This is a genomic window from Ruegeria sp. SCP11 (genome assembly GCF_040329455.1).
GTDB classification, from domain to species: Bacteria; Pseudomonadota; Alphaproteobacteria; order Rhodobacterales; family Rhodobacteraceae; genus Ruegeria; species Ruegeria atlantica_E.
On sequence record NZ_JBDZYG010000002.1, the window covers coordinates 411,344 to 431,354 of the forward strand.

Annotated in this window: 23 protein-coding genes; all 23 read left to right on the plus strand. The window is 58.4% G+C overall.

What is annotated here, in order from left to right:
• Window positions 1-69: 69 nt before the first annotated feature.
• Window positions 70-924, plus strand: a complete 855-nt coding sequence (locus tag ABLN94_RS05095; protein WP_352989920.1) for a hydroxymethylglutaryl-CoA lyase — start codon at window positions 70-72, stop codon at window positions 922-924.
• A gap of 9 nt (window positions 925-933) precedes the next feature.
• Window positions 934-1,722 carry a crotonase/enoyl-CoA hydratase family protein gene (locus ABLN94_RS05100; protein WP_352989923.1) on the plus strand — a complete coding sequence of 263 codons (789 nt, stop codon included), beginning with the start codon at window positions 934-936 and terminating at the stop codon, window positions 1,720-1,722.
• A gap of 187 nt (window positions 1,723-1,909) precedes the next feature.
• A complete protein-coding gene (locus ABLN94_RS05105; protein WP_170325678.1) occupies window positions 1,910-2,275 on the plus strand; it encodes an NADH-quinone oxidoreductase subunit A in 366 nt (121 codons plus the stop codon).
• Window positions 2,266-2,799, plus strand: a complete 534-nt coding sequence (locus ABLN94_RS05110) for a NuoB/complex I 20 kDa subunit family protein (RefSeq protein ID WP_170494185.1) — start codon at window positions 2,266-2,268, stop codon at window positions 2,797-2,799. The genes ABLN94_RS05105 and ABLN94_RS05110 overlap by 10 nt, the downstream gene beginning before the upstream one ends.
• Window positions 2,800-2,810: 11 nt before the next feature.
• Window positions 2,811-3,410, plus strand: a complete 600-nt coding sequence (locus tag ABLN94_RS05115) for an NADH-quinone oxidoreductase subunit C (protein WP_352989926.1) — start codon at window positions 2,811-2,813, stop codon at window positions 3,408-3,410.
• Between the two features lie 5 nt (window positions 3,411-3,415).
• Window positions 3,416-3,592, plus strand: coding sequence for a hypothetical protein (locus ABLN94_RS05120; protein ID WP_170422563.1), 177 nt, complete (start codon window positions 3,416-3,418; stop codon window positions 3,590-3,592).
• Between the two features lie 126 nt (window positions 3,593-3,718).
• Window positions 3,719-4,942, plus strand: coding sequence for an NADH-quinone oxidoreductase subunit D (locus tag ABLN94_RS05125; RefSeq protein ID WP_352989929.1), 1,224 nt, complete (start codon window positions 3,719-3,721; stop codon window positions 4,940-4,942).
• The gene (gene nuoE, locus ABLN94_RS05130; protein WP_352989931.1) at window positions 4,942-6,060 is read left to right on the plus strand and encodes an NADH-quinone oxidoreductase subunit NuoE; all 1,119 of its coding nucleotides are present in this window, start codon (window positions 4,942-4,944) and stop codon (window positions 6,058-6,060) included. Before ABLN94_RS05125 ends, nuoE begins: the two co-directional genes overlap by 1 nt.
• A 32-nt stretch (window positions 6,061-6,092) precedes the next feature.
• Entirely contained in the window at window positions 6,093-6,314 is a 222-nt protein-coding gene (locus ABLN94_RS05135; RefSeq protein WP_352989934.1) for a DUF5337 domain-containing protein, read from the plus strand.
• Between the two features lie 12 nt (window positions 6,315-6,326).
• The gene (gene nuoF / locus ABLN94_RS05140; protein WP_352989937.1) at window positions 6,327-7,625 is read left to right on the plus strand and encodes an NADH-quinone oxidoreductase subunit NuoF; all 1,299 of its coding nucleotides are present in this window, start codon (window positions 6,327-6,329) and stop codon (window positions 7,623-7,625) included.
• Window positions 7,626-7,630: 5 nt separating this feature from the next.
• On the plus strand, window positions 7,631-8,047 hold the full coding sequence (locus tag ABLN94_RS05145; protein WP_352989940.1) for an MAPEG family protein: 417 nt from the start codon (window positions 7,631-7,633) through the stop codon (window positions 8,045-8,047).
• Window positions 7,996-8,439 carry a hypothetical protein gene (locus ABLN94_RS05150; RefSeq protein ID WP_352989943.1) on the plus strand — a complete coding sequence of 148 codons (444 nt, stop codon included), beginning with the start codon at window positions 7,996-7,998 and terminating at the stop codon, window positions 8,437-8,439. Before ABLN94_RS05145 ends, ABLN94_RS05150 begins: the two co-directional genes overlap by 52 nt.
• Window positions 8,440-8,537: 98 nt before the next feature.
• The gene (locus tag ABLN94_RS05155; RefSeq protein ID WP_352989946.1) at window positions 8,538-8,942 is read left to right on the plus strand and encodes a DUF5333 domain-containing protein; all 405 of its coding nucleotides are present in this window, start codon (window positions 8,538-8,540) and stop codon (window positions 8,940-8,942) included.
• A 3-nt stretch (window positions 8,943-8,945) separates the two neighbouring features.
• Window positions 8,946-10,967 carry an NADH-quinone oxidoreductase subunit NuoG gene (gene nuoG / locus ABLN94_RS05160; RefSeq protein WP_352989949.1) on the plus strand — a complete coding sequence of 674 codons (2,022 nt, stop codon included), beginning with the start codon at window positions 8,946-8,948 and terminating at the stop codon, window positions 10,965-10,967.
• A 195-nt stretch (window positions 10,968-11,162) separates the two neighbouring features.
• On the plus strand, window positions 11,163-12,200 hold the full coding sequence (nuoH, locus tag ABLN94_RS05165) for an NADH-quinone oxidoreductase subunit NuoH (RefSeq protein WP_170494157.1): 1,038 nt from the start codon (window positions 11,163-11,165) through the stop codon (window positions 12,198-12,200).
• Window positions 12,201-12,202: 2 nt separating this feature from the next.
• The gene (gene nuoI, locus ABLN94_RS05170; protein WP_170395751.1) at window positions 12,203-12,697 is read left to right on the plus strand and encodes an NADH-quinone oxidoreductase subunit NuoI; all 495 of its coding nucleotides are present in this window, start codon (window positions 12,203-12,205) and stop codon (window positions 12,695-12,697) included.
• Window positions 12,694-13,104, plus strand: coding sequence for a carboxymuconolactone decarboxylase family protein (locus ABLN94_RS05175; protein WP_170476531.1), 411 nt, complete (start codon window positions 12,694-12,696; stop codon window positions 13,102-13,104). The genes nuoI and ABLN94_RS05175 overlap by 4 nt, the downstream gene beginning before the upstream one ends.
• Window positions 13,101-13,703, plus strand: coding sequence for an NADH-quinone oxidoreductase subunit J (locus ABLN94_RS05180; protein ID WP_170494152.1), 603 nt, complete (start codon window positions 13,101-13,103; stop codon window positions 13,701-13,703). Before ABLN94_RS05175 ends, ABLN94_RS05180 begins: the two co-directional genes overlap by 4 nt.
• Window positions 13,704-13,707: 4 nt before the next feature.
• Window positions 13,708-14,013: an NADH-quinone oxidoreductase subunit NuoK gene (gene nuoK / locus ABLN94_RS05185; protein ID WP_005984024.1), complete on the plus strand. Its 306-nt coding sequence runs from the start codon at window positions 13,708-13,710 to the stop codon at window positions 14,011-14,013.
• Between the two features lie 6 nt (window positions 14,014-14,019).
• Entirely contained in the window at window positions 14,020-16,203 is a 2,184-nt protein-coding gene (nuoL, locus tag ABLN94_RS05190; RefSeq protein WP_352989956.1) for an NADH-quinone oxidoreductase subunit L, read from the plus strand.
• Complete coding sequence (locus ABLN94_RS05195) at window positions 16,203-17,747, plus strand: NADH-quinone oxidoreductase subunit M (RefSeq protein ID WP_352989959.1); 1,545 nt, start codon at window positions 16,203-16,205, stop codon at window positions 17,745-17,747. Before nuoL ends, ABLN94_RS05195 begins: the two co-directional genes overlap by 1 nt.
• A gap of 15 nt (window positions 17,748-17,762) precedes the next feature.
• Window positions 17,763-19,205, plus strand: coding sequence for an NADH-quinone oxidoreductase subunit NuoN (gene nuoN / locus ABLN94_RS05200; protein ID WP_352989962.1), 1,443 nt, complete (start codon window positions 17,763-17,765; stop codon window positions 19,203-19,205).
• Between the two features lie 54 nt (window positions 19,206-19,259).
• Window positions 19,260-20,009 carry a biotin--[acetyl-CoA-carboxylase] ligase gene (locus ABLN94_RS05205; RefSeq protein ID WP_352989965.1) on the plus strand — a complete coding sequence of 250 codons (750 nt, stop codon included), beginning with the start codon at window positions 19,260-19,262 and terminating at the stop codon, window positions 20,007-20,009.
• Window positions 20,010-20,011 lie beyond the last annotated feature (2 nt).

Sequence of the window (20,011 nt, forward strand, 5' to 3'; positions counted from 1 at the left end):
GCGCCGCATTGCGTGGCACAGTCGGGTCATCCGTTTAAAAAACGAGACAAAACCGGAAGGAGCACTGGAATGGGCGAGCGGGTTGAGATTTTCGAGGTAGGGCCGAGGGACGGCCTGCAGAATGAAAAACGTGATATCCCGGTGACCGAGAAAATAGCTCTGGTCGATTGTCTCAGCCGAGCAGGGTTCAACCGGATCGAGGTGGCCAGTTTTGTTTCACCCAAATGGGTGCCGCAGATGGCGGGTAGCGCCGAAGTGTTGGCCGGGATCAAACGGGCGGATGGGGTGCGCTATGCCGCGCTGACGCCGAACATGCGCGGTTATGATGATGCACTGGCGGCAAAAGCGGATGAGATCGCGGTGTTTGCCTCGGCTTCCGAGGGGTTCTCGAAGGCCAATATCAATGCCACGATTGCCGAGTCCATTGAACGGTTTACGCCGATCCTTGAAGCTGCCCGGCACATTGATCTGCCGGTGCGCGGCTATGTCTCCTGCGTGACCGACTGCCCCTATGACGGCCCGACACCGCCCGAGAAAGTGGCTGAGGTTGCCGATCGGCTGTTTGCATTGGGCTGCTATGAGGTATCTTTGGGCGACACCATCGGGCAGGGGACGCCGGATACTATCGCGCATATGCTGTTGGCAGTGCGCGAACGCGTGCCTGTTACCCGGTTGGCGGGGCATTTCCACGATACGAACGGGCGGGCCATCGACAATATTGACGCGGCGCTGGCGCTGGGCGTGCGTAGCTTTGACGCAGCGGTTGGTGGGTTGGGCGGTTGCCCCTATGCCCCCGGTGCCGCGGGAAATGTCGCTACTGAGGCCGTCGCGGCCCATCTGGAGCGTCTGGGCTATGAGACCGGTTTGGATCTGACGATTGTGGAAGAGGCCGCGCAGATGGCGCGGTCTATGCGATCAGAGTGAGGGGCTGGCATGTTTGAAACAATTTCGGTCAGCATCGATGCGCGAGGGGTGGCCACGCTGACCTTGGATCGCGCCGAGAAACACAACGCGATGTCAGCGCTTATGATCTCTGAACTAACCCAAGTGGCCCATCAACTGGGCACGGATGACGCAGTGCGCGTGGTGGTTCTGACAGGGGCTGGCAAAAGTTTCTGTGCAGGCGGCGATCTGGGCTGGATGCAGGACCAGATGGCCGCTGATCCCGAAACACGCTTCGCCGAAGCACGTAAGCTGGCCGAGATGCTGCACGCGCTGAACACCATGCCTAAACCACTGATCGGAGCGGTGCAGGGTAATGCCTTCGGGGGTGGGGTAGGCTTGGCGGCGGTCTGTGATGCGGCCATCGGCGTGGATGGCGTGAAGATGGCCCTTACGGAAACCCGGCTGGGGCTGATCCCCGCCACGATTGGCCCCTATGTCGTCGCCCGCATGGGCGAGGCGAGGGCACGGCGGGTTTTCATGTCGGCCCGGGTGTTTGAGGCCGACGAGGCAGTGGCACTTGGATTGTTGGCCAAATCCGTCCCGGTTGCCGATCTGGACGATGCAGTTGAGGCGGAAATCCTACCCTATTTGTCCTGCGCACCAGGCGCTGTGGCCTCGGCAAAAGGGCTGGTTCAGAAACTGGGTCCGACGATCGACGACGCGGTGATCGACCAGACGATCCGAGCGCTGGTCGAACGATGGGAAACGGAAGAGGCAAAGGAGGGAATCGGCGCGTTTTTTGAAAAGCGAAAACCTGCATGGAATAGTCAGGTTTAGCGCACGACATTGAAGTTGCAGATTCGCCAAAACCCATAGCCTTCTGATTGCTAAAGCAAGAGGAATATTAAGCCCCTGCGCGTTTGTGTTCGGTTGACCCTCTGACCCCGCGCGGATAGAGAATGTCCAGTCGACACGCCAATTGACGGCGCCCTCGGTTCAGGGGTGCGCAGGAAAGGAGCTTTTCGTGGAAGACCTGTTGCGGGAGTATCTCCCGATCCTGGTGTTTCTGGCCGTTGCTGTAGGCCTTGGAATCGTCCTGATTCTAGCGGCTGTGGTTTTGGCAGTTCGCAACCCCGACCCCGAAAAAGTCAGCGCATATGAATGCGGCTTCAACGCCTTCGACGATGCGCGAATGAAATTCGACGTCCGATTCTATCTGGTTTCGATTCTTTTCATCATCTTCGATCTCGAAATTGCGTTCCTGTTCCCATGGGCCGTTGGCTTCAAGGACATCAGCGATGTGGGTTTCTGGTCCATGATGGTGTTCCTGGCGGTGTTGACCATCGGCTTTGCCTATGAATGGAAGAAAGGGGCCTTGGAATGGGAGTGATGACGGGCGCAAACACCGCTGGCGTCGACAAAGAAGTCGCCACCCAGGCCCTGAATGCCGAGCTGCAGGACAAAGGGTTCCTGCTTACCTCGACTGAGGACATCATCAACTGGGCGCGTACCGGCTCGTTGCACTGGATGACGTTTGGTCTGGCCTGCTGCGCGGTTGAGATGATGCACACCTCGATGCCACGCTATGATGCGGAAAGGTTCGGGATTGCTCCTCGCGCTTCCCCGCGACAGTCCGATGTGATGATCGTTGCTGGTACGCTGACCAACAAGATGGCGCCGGCCCTGCGGAAAGTATACGATCAGATGCCCGAACCGCGCTACGTGGTCTCGATGGGCTCCTGCGCGAATGGCGGCGGCTACTACCATTATTCCTACTCCGTTGTGCGCGGTTGTGACCGCATCGTTCCCGTAGATATCTACGTGCCGGGCTGCCCTCCGACGGCCGAGGCGCTGCTGTACGGTCTGATGCAGTTGCAACGTAAAATCCGCCGCACTGGCACTATTGTACGCTGAGGAGAGAGCTGATGAGCGATGCACTCAAAGAACTCGGCGCGCAGCTAGAACTAAAGCGGGTCGATTGTGTTCTGTCTTGGGATGTCACTCATGGCGAGTTGAACGTCGACGTGGCCCCGTCTAGCCTCGTGGAATTCGTCGAGTTCCTGAAGTCTGACCAGAACTGCAAGTTTTCGACCTTGGTGGACATCACCGGTGTGGACTACCCCGAACGCGCCAAGCGGTTCGACGTCGTCTATCATTTCCTCTCGATGTACCAGAACCAGCGTATCCGCCTGCGGGTGTCGATCCGTGAGGAAGATATGGTGCCTTCGATAGTGGATGTTCACCCCTCAGCCAACTGGTTCGAGCGTGAAGTGTTTGACATGTTCGGCATACTTTTCTCGGGTCATCCGGACCTGCGGCGCATCCTGACCGACTATGGGTTCCGCGGCTATCCGCTGCGCAAGGATTTCCCGACCACCGGCTATACCGAGGTCCGCTATGACGAGGCGCAGAAGCGCGTGGTCTACGAACCCGTCAGCCTGGTGCAGGAATACCGTCAGTTTGATTTCATGTCCCCGTGGGAAGGCGCGAATTACATTCTGCCGGGGGATGAGAAACAGGAGTAGCCATCATGTTTGAGTTCCTGATCTGGATTGTTCTGGTAGTGGCAACGGTCGTTCCGATGATCAAGCTGCTGCCGCATTTCGGGATCAACAAGAACTGGGCGTTTGCATGCATCATCTCTCCGGTCGTGATTGTCCTGCTGTGGATGATGGCGATGAAGCTGCAAGAGATGGAGCGACGCTGACATGATGGGTGAACTGATTGTTTTGGGCGCATTAGGCGTCTTGCTTGCGGGGGCTGCAGCGAAAGCGGCCGAAGCCGAAAGAGTCCGGGTCAGGGCTGAGGCGAAAAAGAACAAACGAGGGCGTTGATGGACGGCTCAAGATACGATGACGGCAGCACGGACGCGCTGAGCGGAGAACAGAAGATCCGCAATTTCAACATTAACTTCGGGCCGCAACACCCTGCGGCACACGGGGTTTTGCGCTTGGTGCTCGAGCTGGACGGCGAGATCGTCGAGCGATGCGACCCGCATATCGGCCTTCTGCACCGTGGCACCGAAAAGCTGATGGAAAGCCGGACCTATCTGCAGAACCTGCCGTATTTCGACCGTCTGGACTATGTGGCGCCGATGAACCAGGAACACGCCTGGTGTCTGGCCATCGAAAAGCTGACGGGCGTTGAGGTGCCACGCCGGGGCTCGCTGATCCGGGTTCTGTATTCCGAGATAGGGCGCATCCTGAACCACCTGCTGAACGTGACGACGCAGGCGATGGATGTCGGCGCGCTGACCCCGCCGCTGTGGGGCTTTGAAGAGCGTGAAAAGCTGATGGTGTTCTATGAGCGTGCCTGCGGTGCCCGCCTGCACGCGGCCTATTTCCGCCCGGGCGGTGTGCATCAGGACCTGCCGCCGGAACTGCTGGACGATATCGAGGCATGGAGCCACGAATTCCCGGCCGTTCTGGACGACATTGATGGGTTGCTGACCGAAAACCGCATCTTCAAACAGCGCAACGCTGATATCGGCGTCGTGACCGAGGATGACATCCAGAAATACGGCTTCTCGGGCGTGATGGTGCGCGGATCGGGGCTGGCATGGGACCTGCGCCGCGCCCAGCCCTATGAATGCTATGATGAGTTCGAATTCCAGATCCCAGTTGGCAAGAACGGCGACTGCTATGACCGCTATCTCGTCCGCATGGAAGAGATGCGCCAGTCGCTGCACATCATCCGTCAGGCCGTCGCCAAAATCCGCGACTGCCCCGGAGATGTTCTGGCCCGTGGTAAAATCACGCCCCCGAAACGCTCGGACATGAAGACTTCGATGGAAAGCCTGATCCATCACTTCAAACTGTATACCGAAGGCTTCCACGTGCCCGCGGGCGAGGTCTATGCCGCTGTCGAGGCCCCCAAGGGCGAGTTCGGCGTCTATCTGGTCGCCGATGGCACCAACAAACCCTACCGCGCCAAGCTGCGCGCGCCGGGCTATCTGCACCTGCAAGCCATGGACCACGTCGCCAAGGGCCACCAACTGGCCGACGTCGCCGCCATCATCGGCACCATGGATGTCGTATTTGGAGAGATTGACCGCTAATGCTCCGCCGTCTTCATCCCGAACAACCCGAAAGCTTTGCCTTCACTGCTGCCAACCAGCAATGGGCCGAAGCGCAGATCACCAAATACCCCGAGGGTCGCCAGGCTAGTGCGGTTATCCCGCTGCTGTGGCGTGCGCAGGAACAAGAGGGCTGGCTGAGCCGCCCGGCGATTGAATCCGTCGCCGACATGCTGGGTATGGCTTATATTCGCGTGCTTGAGGTTGCGTCTTTCTACTTCATGTTCCAGCTGCAACCGGTTGGATCTGTTGCGCATATTCAGGTCTGCGGCACGACCTCCTGCATGATCTGCGGGGCCGAGGATCTAATTGCTGTCTGCAAGGAAAAGATCGCGGCCAAACCGCATGAACTGTCCTCCGATGGCAAACTGAGCTGGGAAGAGGTGGAGTGCCTCGGGTCCTGCACCAACGCGCCGATGGCGCAGATCGGCAAGGATTACTACGAGGACCTGACCGCCGAAAGCTTTGGCAAGATCATCGACGATCTGGCTGCCGGGAAAGTACCGACACCGGGGCCGCAGAACGGGCGCTATGCGGCGGAACCGCTGAAGGGTTTGAGCAGTTTGGCCGAGTATGACGCCGGGAAACCTAAGTACAACGCGAGCGTCGAACTGGCGACTGATCTAAGCGACACGGTCAAGCGGATTGACGGGACCGAAGTTCCTATCTTGACCCCTTGGCTGGGCAAGGATGGCAAACAGGCGGGTGCTTCCGCCGCGGCGAAACCTCCGAAAGCGCCTGAAACGCCGAAGCCGGCTGTGAAGCAGGCAGAGGAGGCGAACGCCAAGCCCAAATCGGAAGAGGTAAAGGAAGATCAGCCCGAGACGCTGACTGCAGCGCGGGACGGCAAGCCGGATGACCTCAAGCTGCTGAAAGGCGTGGGGCCAAAGCTGGAAGAGACGCTGAACGAACTGGGTTTCTACCACTACGACCAGATTTCCGCCTGGACGCCCGAGCAAGTGGCCTGGGTGGATGCGCGGTTGAAGTTCAAGGGCCGGATCGAACGCGATGGCTGGATCGAACAGGCAGCCAAACTGGCGACCGGTGAAGAGACCGAGTTTGCCAAACGTGCCAAGGAAGACGGCACTTACGAAGACTAAACGACGGTGCCCATCCGGGGCATCAGGGTGAGATGGACAAGGACAAAGAACAAGCCATAGCCCGCAAGGGCCGACATATCGGGGTGGTCATCGCCGTGACCATGCTGTTTTGGCTTGCCATGACACTGTTCATCGGCCCCGCGCTGGGAATGCCGGGGCGCTATGCGCTGCTGTTTGATTTCGCTGCTCTAGCGGGATTTATCTATGCGGGCGTCAACATATTTCAACTCTGGCGCATGCGTCAGGATAGCTGAAGGTAACACGCGATGCTGAAGGATCAGGACCGGATATTTACCAACATCTACGGGATGCATGAGCGCACGTTGAAGGGCGCGCAGACCCGGGGGCATTGGGACGGCACTGCTGGCCTGATCGAAAAGGGGCGCGACTGGATCATCCAGACGATGAAGGACTCGGGTTTGCGTGGTCGTGGTGGCGCGGGTTTCCCGACCGGTCTGAAATGGTCATTCATGCCCAAGGAAAGCGACGGTCGCCCGGCTTACTTGGTTGTAAATGCAGATGAATCCGAGCCCGGCACCTGCAAAGACCGCGAGATCATGCGCCATGATCCGCACACTCTGATCGAGGGTTGCCTGATCGCATCCTTCGCGATGAACGCACACACTTGCTACATCTACCTGCGCGGCGAATATATCCGCGAGCGCGAGGCACTGCAGGCTGCGATTGATGAAGCTTATGATGCGGGTCTGCTGGGCAAGAACGCTGCTGGCTCGGGCTGGGATTTCGATCTGTTCCTGCATCACGGGGCCGGGGCTTATATTTGCGGTGAAGAGACGGCTCTGATCGAGAGCCTTGAGGGCAAGAAGGGCATGCCGCGGATGAAGCCTCCGTTCCCGGCAGGCGCGGGGCTCTATGGCTGCCCGACCACGGTAAACAACGTAGAATCGATCGCTGTGGTACCGACCATCCTGCGCCGTGGAGCCGATTGGTTCGCGGGCTTTGGCCGTCAGAACAACGCGGGCACCAAGCTATTTGCGATCTCGGGTCATGTGAACAACCCTTGTGTCGTCGAAGAGACGATGTCGATCCCCTTTGAAGAACTGATCGAGATCCATTGCGGTGGTATCCGCGGCGGATGGGATAACCTGCTGGCCGTGATTCCCGGCGGCTCGTCAGTGCCATGTGTGCGCGGTGAAAACATGCGTGATGCGATCATGGATTTCGACCACCTGCGCAACGATCTGGGCTCGGGGCTGGGGACGGCCGCTGTGATTGTGATGGACAAATCCACAGACATCATCAAAGCGATCTGGCGCCTGTCGAAATTCTACAAACATGAAAGCTGTGGCCAGTGCACGCCCTGCCGTGAAGGCACCGGATGGATGATGCGCGTCATGGATCGTCTGGTGCGCGGTGAGGCCGAATTGGAAGAGATCGACATGCTGTTCGACGTGACCAAGCAGGTTGAAGGCCATACGATCTGTGCGCTTGGTGACGCTGCCGCCTGGCCGATCCAAGGTCTGATCCGCAACTTCCGGGAAGAGATCGAAGACCGCATCAAGGCTCAGAAGTCGGGCCGTATGGGTGCGATGGCAGCGGAGTGATCGACATGGAAATGTTCGCTGAATATGGTCACGCAGTTGCCTCGGTGGTGCTTTTCACGCTCGTGGTTCTGTTCATGTCTCCTTTCACCGCTCTCGCGAAGCAGGGTAAAGGGCTGGCACCGGGCGCAACGCCGGATCAGGACTATAACGATAAGGCCTATCGTCTGAACCGGGCCTATCTGAACGGGACTGAGACGCTGCCCGCCTACCTAACGGTCACGGTGGCAGCCATTTTGATGGGCGTTAGCCCGTTCTGGGTCAACCTGTTGGCTTCCATCGCGCTGGTTGCGCGCCTGGTGATGCTGGTCGTTCACCTGCGTGGTATCGGCAAACCCAGTGCTGGTCTGCGTTCGGTTTTTTATGTTGTTGCATGGGCCTGCATGTTCGTGATGGGGCTTATGGCGTTGGTGGCGGCGTTTTGATGTTGGCGAGTGAGAAAAAGCGGGTGGTCGGGCTAAAGCATTTTATTTGCCGTGGACCCATTCTGGGTGCAGCTGCCGCGCTATCGGTTATTTCTGCGTGCACAGTCTCTTCGTCCAGTGACCGTGTCCTATTTGACGGTCAATTCTTTCGCGCCAAGGCAAAGCATGTAGACAAGAAAGCGATGCCCACCGACTTCACCGTAGTAGTAACCGGTGTCTCGGCCTCGTTAGATGGCGCGAGAGAGGCGGGGCGTTACGAAGGAACAAAGTTCTGTATTAAGAACTTCGGGTCTTCCAGCATCGAATGGAAGGTCGGCCCTGATACTGAGCCTCAAAACCTACGCATCAGCGATGACAAATTGACATTTGCCGGGGCCTGCCAGCGACCATGACGCGTTTTTACCCATATCAGGCCGCGAAGCGGGAGGTGATATTGCATAGCGCCTCGCTCGCCACTCGTCTTGGGAGTCCCAAGACGAAAGGAATGGTCATGTCTGGTGTGAAAATACTTGCTCTGATGTCTGTGCTGGCTCTACCGACGGTTGCTGAGGCCAAACCGCCCTTGCGCGAAGTCAAGGAAATCGACAACGAGCTCTATTACATCGCCATCGCAAATGAAATTTCGGAATATTGTCCGTCGATCAGCGGGCGCCGCCTAAAGGCAATTGGTGTGATGTGGGACCTGCGGTCCAAAGCAAACAAACTGGGGTACTCGGACAAAGAAATCCGGGCCTATGTGGAATCGGATGCCGAAAAAGACCGGATGCGAGCCAAGGGCGAAGCGTATCTGGCGCAGCATGGCGTCTCGTATGACAAACCGAATTCCTTCTGCACGTTGGGGCGGTCGGAAATCGAAAGAAACAGCGCCATTGGCGTGTATTTGAGGGCGAACTAGACCATGTCTGACCTCCGCAAAGTAAACATCGACGGGCAGGAAATTGAAGTCGATGGTGCGATGACCCTGATCCAGGCCTGTGAAGAGGCCGGGGTCGAGGTGCCACGCTTCTGCTATCATGAGCGTCTGTCGATTGCTGGCAATTGCCGGATGTGTCTGGTTGAGGTTGTAGGCGGCCCGCCGAAACCGGCGGCCTCCTGCGCGATGCAGGTCCGCGATCTGCGCCCGGGACCGGAAGGTCAGCCGCCTGAGGTCAAAACGAACTCACCCATGGTCAAGAAGGCCCGCGAAGGGGTGATGGAGTTCCTGCTCATCAACCACCCGCTGGATTGCCCGATCTGTGACCAGGGCGGTGAGTGTGACCTGCAGGATCAGGCGATGGCCTATGGTCTTTCGGGTTCGCGCTTCAAGGAAGCAAAGCGTGCGGTGGATGATCTGGATCTGGGCCCGCTGGTTGGCACTGCGATGACGCGCTGCATCAGCTGCACCCGCTGCGTGCGGTTTACAACCGAGGTCGCCGGGATCACACAGATGGGTCAAACCGGGCGCGGCGAAGATGCCGAGATCACCTCGTATCTGAACCAGACGCTGGACTCGAACCTGCAGGGCAACATCATTGATCTGTGCCCGGTTGGGGCGCTGACGTCCAAGCCTTACGCCTTCACCGCGCGGCCTTGGGAACTGACCAAGACTGAGAGCATCGATGTCATGGACGCTCTGGGCTCGAACATCCGCGTGGACACCAAGGGGCGCGAAGTCATGCGCTTCCTGCCGCGCAACCATGACGGCGTGAACGAGGAATGGATCAGCGACAAGACCCGCTTTGTCTGGGATGGCTTGCGCCGTCAACGCTTGGACAAGCCTTATGTGCGCGAAAACGGCAAACTGCGCCCGGCTTCTTGGCCCGAGGCTTTGACCAAAGCCGCTGAAGCGCTGAAAGGGGCCGAGAAACCTGCGGGCATAGTCGGAGATCTGGTTCCGGTTGAGGCGGCCTTTGCGCTGAAACAGATGATCGAGGGGCAGGGCGGCATTGTCGAATGCCGCACCGATGGGGCGAAACTGCCGTCTGGCAATCGTGGTGCTTACGCCGGAACTGCTGCGATCGAGGACATTGACAGCGCCGAACGTATCCTCCTGATCGGCACCAACCCGCGTGAAGAAGCGCCGGTGTTGAACGCGCGCATCCGCAAGGCGTGGGCGCACGGGGCCGAGGTTGCTCTGGTCGGTTCGGCCGTCGATCTGACATACAACTATCACCATATTGGTGATGACCGCGCGGCTTTGCAAAAAGTCGTCGACATGGGCGGCGATGACACCATTAAGGGTAAGTCCTCGCTGGTGATCGTTGGCCAGGGTGCGCTGCAAGAGGCTGATGGCGTTGCTGTTCTGGCTGCGGCGCAAACCATAGCTGCGAATACCGAAAGTGGCCTGATGGTATTGAACACTGCCGCCTCACGCGTGGGAGCGATGGATGTGGATGCCACTAATGAAGGTGGCATGGATGCAGTCAGCGCTGCGGACGTGATCTATAACCTCGGCGCGGATGAGGTCGAAATTGGCGAAGGCGCTTTTGTGATCTATCAGGGCAGCCATGGCGACCGAGGCGCGCATCGCGCCGACGTAATCCTGCCGGGCGCGGCCTATACCGAGGAAAATGGCCTGTTCGTGAATACAGAAGGCCGCCCGCAACTTGCCATGCGCGCCGGATTTGCTCCTGGTGACGCCAAGGAAAACTGGGCGATCCTGCGGGCCTTGTCGTCCGAGTTGGGCGCAACGCTGCCTTATGACTCTTTAGCGCAACTGCGCACCGCATTGATCGAGGCAGTTCCGCATCTGGCCCGCGTTGATGAGGTGATCGAGAATGAGGTTCAGGCGCTGGAGGCTGGTCCTCTGGGCAAGGCCACTTTCCGAAACGCCGTCAAGGATTTCTACCTGACAAACCCGATTGCGCGCGCTTCGCAACTGATGGCCGAGCTTTCGGCACAGGCGCAAGCACGCAAAGCAAAGAAGATCGCAGCGGAATGAACCAGACCTGTTTCATACCGCGCTCGGGGCCCTGCGATAGCGTGGCCAGAGAAATGCGTGTGGAACGTAACAAAAAGGGTGGCGTGATGGCGGCATATGCTGTTTACACCAACGCGCCGACCCAGCCGCAGTATGCGCAGGCATTTGGCCCTAGCAACACGCGCGGAAAACGGAATACCCACGGTGTGAGGACCAATGGCTGATTTCTTTAACACCCCAGGCGGAATAGCCGTCATCATTCTGGCGCAAGTGCTTGCTGTCGTTGCCTTTGTGATGATCTCGCTATTGTTCCTCGTCTATGGCGACCGCAAAATCTGGGCTGCGGTTCAGATGCGCCGCGGACCAAACGTGGTAGGCGTTTACGGCCTGCTGCAATCTGTAGCGGACGCGCTGAAATATGTAGTGAAAGAGGTTGTGATCCCGGCGGGCGCCGACCGTACCGTTTTCATGCTCGCGCCGCTAACCAGCTTCGTTCTGGCGATGATTGCCTGGGCGGTGATCCCGTTCAACGATGGCTGGGTGCTGTCGGATATCAACGTCGCGATCCTCTATGTCTTCGCCGTATCCTCGTTGGAGGTTTATGGCGTGATTATGGGCGGTTGGGCATCGAACTCAAAGTACCCGTTCCTTGGCTCTCTACGCTCCGCGGCGCAGATGATTTCCTACGAAGTCTCCATCGGTTTGATCATTATCGGTGTGATCATCTCGACCGGGTCGATGAACTTTGGCGATATTGTGCGCGCTCAGGACGGCTCGTTCGGCTTCTTCAGCTGGTACTGGCTGCCGCACTTCCCGATGGTGTTCCTTTTCTTCATCTCCGCGCTGGCCGAGACCAACCGCCCACCGTTCGACCTTCCGGAAGCGGAGTCGGAACTGGTTGCCGGTTATCAGGTCGAATACTCGGCCACGCCCTTCCTGCTGTTCATGGCGGGCGAATACATCGCCATCTTCCTGATGTGCGCGCTGACCTCGCTACTGTTCTTCGGCGGTTGGCTGTCGCCGATCCCGGGCCTGCCCGATGGCGTGCTGTGGATGGTCGCCAAGATGGCATTCTTCTTCTTCATCTTCGCGATGGTCAAGGCGATCACCCCCCGCTACCGCTATGACCAGCTGATGCGGTTGGGTTGGAAAGTATTCCTGCCGTTCTCGTTGGTCTGGGTGGTCTTCGTGGCCTTTGCGGCGAAATTCGACTGGTTCTGGGGTGCATTCGCCCGTTGGAGCGTAGGAGGCTGATCATGACGCAAATCGATTACACCCGCGCCGCCAAGTATTTTCTGCTGCAGGACTTCTGGGTCGGCATGAAGCTGGGGCTGAAGTATTTCTTTGCCCCCAAGGCCACCGTGAACTACCCGCACGAAAAGGGCCCTCTGTCGCCACGCTTCCGGGGTGAGCACGCCCTACGTCGCTACCCGAACGGAGAAGAACGCTGCATTGCTTGTAAACTGTGCGAGGCGGTGTGCCCGGCGCAGGCGATCACCATCGACGCCGAACCGCGCGAAGACGGCAGCCGCCGCACCACGCGCTATGACATCGATATGACCAAGTGCATCTATTGCGGCTTCTGTCAGGAGGCCTGCCCGGTTGACGCCATCGTCGAAGGTCCGAACTTCGAATTCGCCACGGAAACCCGCGAAGAGCTGTTCTACGATAAGCAAAAACTGCTGGATAACGGTGAACGCTGGGAAGCCGAAATCGCCCGCAATCTGGAAATGGACGCGCCGTACAGATGAGTGACAGCCCGACAAATCCGTTTGAACTGATGATGAAGCAGGCTCAGGACATGGCCAAGGCGATGAACCCGGCGATGGAAAGCTTCTCGCCCAAAGGGTTTGAGGCGTTGTGGCCAACCATGCCCAAAGAGGTCATGGAGATGATGTTCGGCAATACCGTCAACAAGGACGGACTGGATGCCAAGACCCGCCTGCTGCTGACGCTGGCAGGGCTGACTTGCCAGGGCGCGCAAGCGGACTCGGCGGTACGTCAGACCGTGCGTCATGCTCTGGAAGCGGGCGCAAAGAAACAAGAGATCGTGGAAACGATCGGTCAGATGTCGGTCTTTGCCGGCATCCCGGCCATGACCCGCGCGCTGGATCTGGCGCAAGAGGTCATGGGCGATAACGAGGATGAGGATCAATGACCGTCTTTGCCTTCTATCTGTTTGCCATCTGCGTCATCACCGGCGGGCTGTTCACGGTGATCAGCCGCCAGCCGGTGCACTCGGTGCTGTGGCTGATCCTGGCGTTCCTGTCCTCGGCAGGGCTGTTCGTTCTGCTGGGGGCGGAATTCGTGGCGATGCTGCTGATCATTGTCTACGTCGGCGCGGTCGCGGTTTTGTTCCTCTTCGTGGTGATGATGCTGGACGTGGACTTTGCCGAACTCAAGGCTGAGATGGCGCGCTATATGCCGCTGGCCTTGCTGATAGGTCTGGTGATTCTGATGCAGTTCGTCATGGCGATCGGTGCCTGGGACAGCGCCGAGGGCGCGGCGGCCAATCTAGCGCAACCGGTCCCGGCCGACCGCCACAACACCGAGGCGCTCGGCGTCATCCTTTATGATCAATACTTCCTTCTGTTCCAACTGGCGGGCCTGATCCTGCTGGTGGCCATGATCGGGGCCATCGTGCTGACGCTGCGCCACCGTAAGGACATCAAGCGTCAGGACATCGTCGGCCAGATGATGCGCGACCCCGCCAAGGCGATGGAATTGAAGGACGTGAAACCGGGGCAGGGACTTTGAGACGATGATCGGACTTGAACACTATCTTACGGTCGCGGCGACGCTGTTCGTCATCGGCATCTTCGGTCTCTTCCTGAACCGCAAGAACGTCATCATCCTGTTGATGAGCATCGAACTGATGCTGCTGGCGGTGAATATCAACCTCGTGGCGTTTTCCAGCTTCCTCGGCGATCTGGTCGGGCAGGTGTTCACGCTGTTCGTGCTGACCGTAGCGGCGGCCGAGGCGGCGATTGGTCTGGCCATTCTGGTCTGCTTCTTCCGCAACCGCGGCACCATCGCGGTTGAAGACGTCAATATGATGAAGGGGTAAGAGAACATGGAAACTACCATCCTCTTTGCCCCGCTGGTGGGCGCGCTGCTCTGCGGGTTCGGCTGGAGATTCATTGGCGAGAAGGCCGCCATGTGGACCGCAACGGGCCTGCTGTTTCTGGCCTGTCTGCTCAGCTGGATCATCTTTTTCAGCTTCGATCCGTCGGCTTATCCCGGTGGCTCCTACTCGGTGCCTGTTCTGCGGTTCATCGAAAGCGGATCGTTGTCGACCGAATGGGCGATCCGTCTGGACCGGCTGACTGCGATCATGCTGATTGTGGTGACAACGGTTTCGGCCTTCGTGCACCTCTATTCCTTCGGCTATATGGACAACGATCCACAATGGCGTGAAGGGGAAAGCTACAAGCCACGGTTCTTCGCCTACCTGTCCTTCTTTACCTTCGCGATGTTGGCGCTGGTGACGGCAGACAACTTGGTGCAGATGTTCTTTGGCTGGGAAGGTGTGGGCGTCGCGTCCTACTTGCTGATCGGTTTCTACTATCGCAAACCGTCTGCGAACGCTGCGGCGATCAAAGCGTTCGTTGTTAATCGCGTGGGTGACTTTGGCTTTGCACTGGGGATCTTTGCGCTGTTCTTCCTGACCGACAGCATCAACTTCTCGGATGTATTCGCGTCGGCTCCGGAATTGGCAGAAACGCAGTTGCATTTCTTGTGGGGCGAATGGACCGCCATTGAGGTGATCTGCGTTCTGCTGTTTATCGGCGCGATGGGTAAATCGGCGCAGCTGATCCTGCACACGTGGTTGCCGGACGCGATGGAAGGCCCGACGCCCGTATCGGCACTGATCCACGCCGCGACCATGGTCACAGCGGGCGTGTTCCTGGTCTGCCGCATGTCGCCGCTGATGGAGTTCGCGCCGGGCGCAACCGGTTTCATTACCGTGCTGGGTGCCTCGACTGCGTTCTTTGCTGCGACCGTTGGTCTGGTACAGACCGACATCAAGCGCGTCATCGCGTATTCGACCTGTTCGCAACTGGGCTACATGTTCGTGGCTGCCGGTGTCGGCATGTACTCGGCTGCAATGTTCCACCTGTTCACCCACGCTTTCTTCAAAGCGCTTCTGTTCCTTGGGGCGGGTTCTGTGATCCACGCCATGCATCACGAGCAGGAGATGACCGAATATGGCGGCCTGCGGAAGAAGATTCCCTATACGTTCTGGGCAATGATGATAGGGACGCTGGCTATTACCGGTGTCGGCATCCCGCTGACGACAATTGGCTTCGCGGGCTTCTTGTCCAAGGATGCTATCATCGAGAGCGCCTATGCAGGTGGTTCTGCCTACGGTTTCTGGCTGCTGGTGGTCGCGGCTGCGTTCACCTCGTTCTACAGCTGGCGTCTGATATTCCTGACTTTCTACGGAGAGCCGCGTGGCAACAAGCACACGCATGATCACGCGCATGAAAGCCCGATGAGCATGCTGGTGCCGCTGGGCGTACTGTCTCTGGGTGCGGTCTTTGCCGGCATGATCTGGTACGGCAACTTCTTTGGTCACGCGGACAAGGTCGGCAAATTCTATGGCATTCCAGTTGCCGAGGCGTCCGAGCACGCTGAGGCGGGCGATCATGGTCAGGCGGATGCGCATGGCGAAGAAGAAGCACATGCTGATACCGCCCACGCGGAAGATAGTCACGCGGATGAAGGTCATGGGGATGAGGCAGCGCACGGTGACGAGGCTGCGTATGGCGGCGATCACCACTATGTCTTTGCAGGTGAGCCCGGCGAGGGTGCTATATACATCGCGCCGGACAACCACATTCTGGACGACGCGCACGCAGCCCCAAAATGGGTCAAGGTCTCGCCCTTCGTGGCGATGGTGCTGGGTTTTGTCATGGCCTACTGGTTCTATATAGTGAACCCGTCCCTGCCGGGTCGTCTGGCACAGAACCAGCGTCCGCTTTACCTGTTCCTGTTAAACAAATGGTACTTTGACGAAATCTACGACGCGGTCTTCGTCAAACCCACGATTGCGCTCGGCCGGTTCCTGTGGAAACGCGGAGATGGCAACACCATCGACGGCTTCCTGAACGGTGTCGCCATGGGCGTTGTTCCCTTCTTTACCCGCCTCGCTGGGAAAGCGCAGACGGGGTACATATTTACTTACGCCTTCTGGATGGTTCTGGGCATTGCGGCCCTTGTCACCTGGATGTCGATTGGCGGAGGCGCACACTAATGGACAATATCCTCTCCATCGTCACCTTTATCCCCGCCGTGGCTGCAGGCATTCTGGCCCTGTTCCTACACGGTGAGGACGTGGCCGCGCAGCGCAACGCGAAATGGGTTGCGCTGGTGGCGACCACGGTGACCTTCTTTGTCTCGATCGGTATTTATACCAGCTTTGATCCGTCCAACACCGGCTTCCAGATGGTGGAAGAAGGTGAGTGGCTGCTGGGTCTGAAATACAAGATGGGTGTGGACGGCATCAGTGTCCTGTTCGTGCTGCTGACCACCTTCATTATGCCGCTGACCATTCTGGCCAGCTGGCAGGTCACGGATCGCGTCAAAGAATACATGATCGCTTTCCTGCTGCTGGAAACGCTGATGTTGGGCGTGTTCATGGCGCTGGATTTGGTGCTGTTCTACTTGTTCTTCGAGGCAGGTCTGATCCCGATGTTCCTGATTATCGGCATTTGGGGTGGCAAAGATCGGATTTACGCGAGCTTCAAGTTCTTCCTCTACACCTTCCTCGGCTCGGTGCTGATGCTGGTGGCGATGGTTGCGATGTATGCGGATGCGGGCACCACGGATATCGAGGCGCTGATGAGCCATCAGTTCTCCTCGGAAGGGTTCAGCGTTCTAGGTATCTACATCGTTGGCGGTATGCAGACCTTGATGTTCATCGCTTTCTTCGCGTCCTTTGCCGTAAAAATGCCGATGTGGCCGGTGCACACCTGGTTGCCGGACGCGCACGTACAGGCGCCAACCGCTGGTTCGGTTGTGCTGGCGGCGATCCTGCTGAAGATGGGTGGCTACGGTTTCCTGCGGTTCAGTCTTCCGATGTTCCCTGTGGGCTCGGCAGTGATGACCGATCTGGTGCTGTGGATGTCGGCGATTGCGGTCGTCTACACCTCGCTGGTGGCGCTGGTGCAGGAGGATATGAAAAAGCTGATCGCATATTCCTCGGTCGCGCATATGGGCTTTGTGACCATGGGCATATTCGCAGCGAACCAGCAAGGTATCGACGGCGCGATCTTCCAGATGCTGAGCCACGGGTTCATCTCGGCGGCACTCTTCTTGTGTGTGGGTGTGATCTATGACCGGATGCACACTCGCGATATCGAGGCTTACGGTGGCCTGGTTATTCGCATGCCAGCCTACGCGTTGGTCTTCATGCTGTTCACCATGGCCAACGTTGGCCTACCGGGTACGTCGGGCTTCATTGGGGAATTCCTGACATTGATGGGCGCATTCCAGGTGAATACGTGGGTGACGGCTGTGGCGGCTTCGGGTGTGATCTTTTCGGCGGCTTACGCGCTGTGGCTCTATCGCCGGGTCGTATTCGGTGACCTGATCAAGGAAAGCCTGAAAGCGATGACCGACATGAGTTCGCGCGAACGGCTGATCTTTGCGCCGCTGATCGTGATGACCATCCTGCTGGGCGTTTACCCCTCGCTGGTGACAGATGTAATCGGCAACTCGACCGCCGCGCTGATTTCGAACTATGACACGGCTCTGGCCGCGGCTGAGGCTGCGACCCAGACGGCCGCCTCGCATTAAGGGAGCTTTGGAGACATGATCCAGGCTGATCTGACAATAATCCTGCCAGAGATTGTACTGGCCGTGTATGCGATGGCCGCTCTGATCGGGGCCGTCTACACCACGAAAGACGCGCTTGCGCCGGTTCTGGTGTGGGCCACGGCGGGCCTGATGGTGCTGCTGTCCTTCTGGATTGTCACCAATGGAGACGGCACCAACGTGGCTTTCAACGGCATGTTCGTGGACGATGGCTTCTCACGCTTTGCCAAGGTTGCCATCCTGCTTTCTGCCGCTGCGGTTCTGGTGATGAGCCAGGAGTATATGACCCGCCGCGATCTGCTGCGGTTTGAATACCCATTGCTGGTGGCATTGGCCGCCGTGGGTATGATGATGATGGTCAGCGCAGGCGATTTGATGTCTCTGTATATGGGGCTGGAGCTGCAATCGCTGTCGCTCTACGTCGTGGCTGCTCTGCGCCGTGACAGTGCGAAATCGACCGAGGCCGGTCTGAAGTACTTCGTGCTGGGCGCGCTCTCCTCGGGTCTGCTGCTCTATGGTGCGTCTCTGGTTTATGGCTTTACCGGCACCACGCTGTTTTCGGGCATTATCCAGACGGTCCATCACGGAGATGTCTCGGTTGGACTGCTGTTCGGCCTGATCTTCCTGATTTCGGGGCTGGCGTTCAAGGTTTCGGCCGTTCCGTTCCACATGTGGACACCGGACGTTTACGAAGGATCGCCCACACCGATCACTGCTTTCTTTGCCACCGCACCGAAAGTGGCGGCGATGGCGCTGTTTGCCCGCCTGATGCACGATGCCTTTGGCGGCGTGGTCAAGGACTGGCAGCAGGTGATCGTACTGCTATCCGTGCTGTCGATGCTGCTGGGCGCGGTGGCTGCGATTGGTCAGCGCAATATCAAGCGGCTGATGGCATTTTCATCGATTGCCCATATGGGCTATGCGCTGATTGGTCTGGCTGCAGGAACCGAGATGGGCATCAAGGCGATGCTGATGTATCTGGCGATCTACGTAACCATGAATATCGGCACCTTTGCCTTCATCCTGATGATGGAGCGTGACGGCAAGCCCGTCACTGATATCGACGCGCTGCGCCAGTACTCCAAGCGTGATCCGGGCAAGGCGCTGGCTGTTCTGATCCTGATGTTCTCGCTTGCCGGTGTGCCACCGATGCTGGGCTTTTTCGCCAAGTTCGGCGTCTGGCAGGCTGGCGTCAGCGCAGGTCTGACCGGGCTGGTTGTCGTGTCGGCCATCGCCTCGGTCATCGGTGCCTTCTACTACCTGCGGATCGTGTTTTACATGTATTTCGGGGAAGAGAACGAAGATCCAATCGAAACGCACTCCACACCGGTTCTATGGGTGGCCCTGATGGGGTCTGCTGCACTGATGCTGGTCGGAGTGTTCTATCAGTTCGGTGTCGAAGGTGCGGCGGCAGCGGCGGCGGCAACGCTTGTCAACTGATGACTTTAACATACAATTGCGGGGGGCTCGGTCGAAGGACCGAGCCTTTTTGACATGATTGACTGGCCTACAGGATACGGCTTGCACATCGTGCAGGAAGTCGACAGCACACTGAACGAGGCCGCACGGTTGGCTCCGACCGCGCCGGGTCCGGTTTGGATAATGGCTCATCACCAGACAGCCGCACGTGGCCGGCGAGGTCGGGCATGGGCCAACCCAAAGGGTAACCTGGCAGCAACCTTACTGATGAGACCCCAAGGCAATCCGGAACAATCGGCGCTGCGTAGTTTTGTGGCAGCACTTGCATTATTCGATGCCTGTGTCGCGGTGACCGGGCGTGCGTCGGGACTGTCTCTGAAATGGCCCAATGATGTGCTGCTGAACGGCGGCAAGCTGGCGGGCATTCTGCTGGAAAGCACCGGGCAGGGGCGGGGCGTTTCACATCTGGCAATTGGGATCGGTGTAAACCTCTCCGAAGCGCCTCCGGCCTATGCCGTTGAGCAAAGCGCGGTAAGGCCCGTATCTTTGCTGTCGGAAACCGGTGCCGCTGTGATCCCCGAGGATTTTCTGACGGAATTGGCCGCCGCTTATGCGCGCTATGAAACCCAGTTTGTGACATACGGGTTCGAGCCGATCCGGACCGCCTGGCTTTCCCGAGCTGCCCGGTTGGGGGAAGTCATTACCGCCCGAACCTCGACATCCGAGACTGTGGGAACCTTTGAAACCGTGGACTCCAACGGCAACCTTGTCTTAAAGACCGCCAAGGGCCGCGTCAGCATTCCTGCGGCGGATGTGTTTTTCTGAAG

Excerpts from the sequence above, each read along its gene's own strand:
- ABLN94_RS05095 (WP_352989920.1), top strand. The coding sequence starts at position 70 with ATGGGCGAGCGGGTTGAGATTTTCGAGGTAGGGCCGAGGGACGGCCTG.
- ABLN94_RS05100 (WP_352989923.1), top strand. The coding sequence starts at position 934 with ATGTTTGAAACAATTTCGGTCAGCATCGATGCGCGAGGGGTGGCCACG.
- ABLN94_RS05110 (WP_170494185.1), top strand. The coding sequence starts at position 2,266 with ATGGGAGTGATGACGGGCGCAAACACCGCTGGCGTCGACAAAGAAGTC.
- ABLN94_RS05115 (WP_352989926.1), top strand. The coding sequence starts at position 2,811 with ATGAGCGATGCACTCAAAGAACTCGGCGCGCAGCTAGAACTAAAGCGG.
- ABLN94_RS05120 (WP_170422563.1), top strand. The coding sequence starts at position 3,416 with ATGTTTGAGTTCCTGATCTGGATTGTTCTGGTAGTGGCAACGGTCGTT.
- ABLN94_RS05125 (WP_352989929.1), top strand. The coding sequence starts at position 3,719 with ATGGACGGCTCAAGATACGATGACGGCAGCACGGACGCGCTGAGCGGA.
- nuoE (WP_352989931.1), top strand. The coding sequence starts at position 4,942 with ATGCTCCGCCGTCTTCATCCCGAACAACCCGAAAGCTTTGCCTTCACT.
- ABLN94_RS05135 (WP_352989934.1), top strand. The coding sequence starts at position 6,093 with ATGGACAAGGACAAAGAACAAGCCATAGCCCGCAAGGGCCGACATATC.
- nuoF (WP_352989937.1), top strand. The coding sequence starts at position 6,327 with ATGCTGAAGGATCAGGACCGGATATTTACCAACATCTACGGGATGCAT.
- ABLN94_RS05145 (WP_352989940.1), top strand. The coding sequence starts at position 7,631 with ATGGAAATGTTCGCTGAATATGGTCACGCAGTTGCCTCGGTGGTGCTT.
- ABLN94_RS05150 (WP_352989943.1), top strand. The coding sequence starts at position 7,996 with ATGGGCCTGCATGTTCGTGATGGGGCTTATGGCGTTGGTGGCGGCGTT.
- ABLN94_RS05155 (WP_352989946.1), top strand. The coding sequence starts at position 8,538 with ATGTCTGGTGTGAAAATACTTGCTCTGATGTCTGTGCTGGCTCTACCG.
- nuoG (WP_352989949.1), top strand. The coding sequence starts at position 8,946 with ATGTCTGACCTCCGCAAAGTAAACATCGACGGGCAGGAAATTGAAGTC.
- nuoH (WP_170494157.1), top strand. The coding sequence starts at position 11,163 with ATGGCTGATTTCTTTAACACCCCAGGCGGAATAGCCGTCATCATTCTG.
- nuoI (WP_170395751.1), top strand. The coding sequence starts at position 12,203 with ATGACGCAAATCGATTACACCCGCGCCGCCAAGTATTTTCTGCTGCAG.
- ABLN94_RS05175 (WP_170476531.1), top strand. The coding sequence starts at position 12,694 with ATGAGTGACAGCCCGACAAATCCGTTTGAACTGATGATGAAGCAGGCT.
- ABLN94_RS05180 (WP_170494152.1), top strand. The coding sequence starts at position 13,101 with ATGACCGTCTTTGCCTTCTATCTGTTTGCCATCTGCGTCATCACCGGC.
- nuoK (WP_005984024.1), top strand. The coding sequence starts at position 13,708 with ATGATCGGACTTGAACACTATCTTACGGTCGCGGCGACGCTGTTCGTC.
- nuoL (WP_352989956.1), top strand. The coding sequence starts at position 14,020 with ATGGAAACTACCATCCTCTTTGCCCCGCTGGTGGGCGCGCTGCTCTGC.
- ABLN94_RS05195 (WP_352989959.1), top strand. The coding sequence starts at position 16,203 with ATGGACAATATCCTCTCCATCGTCACCTTTATCCCCGCCGTGGCTGCA.
- nuoN (WP_352989962.1), top strand. The coding sequence starts at position 17,763 with ATGATCCAGGCTGATCTGACAATAATCCTGCCAGAGATTGTACTGGCC.
- ABLN94_RS05205 (WP_352989965.1), top strand. The coding sequence starts at position 19,260 with ATGATTGACTGGCCTACAGGATACGGCTTGCACATCGTGCAGGAAGTC.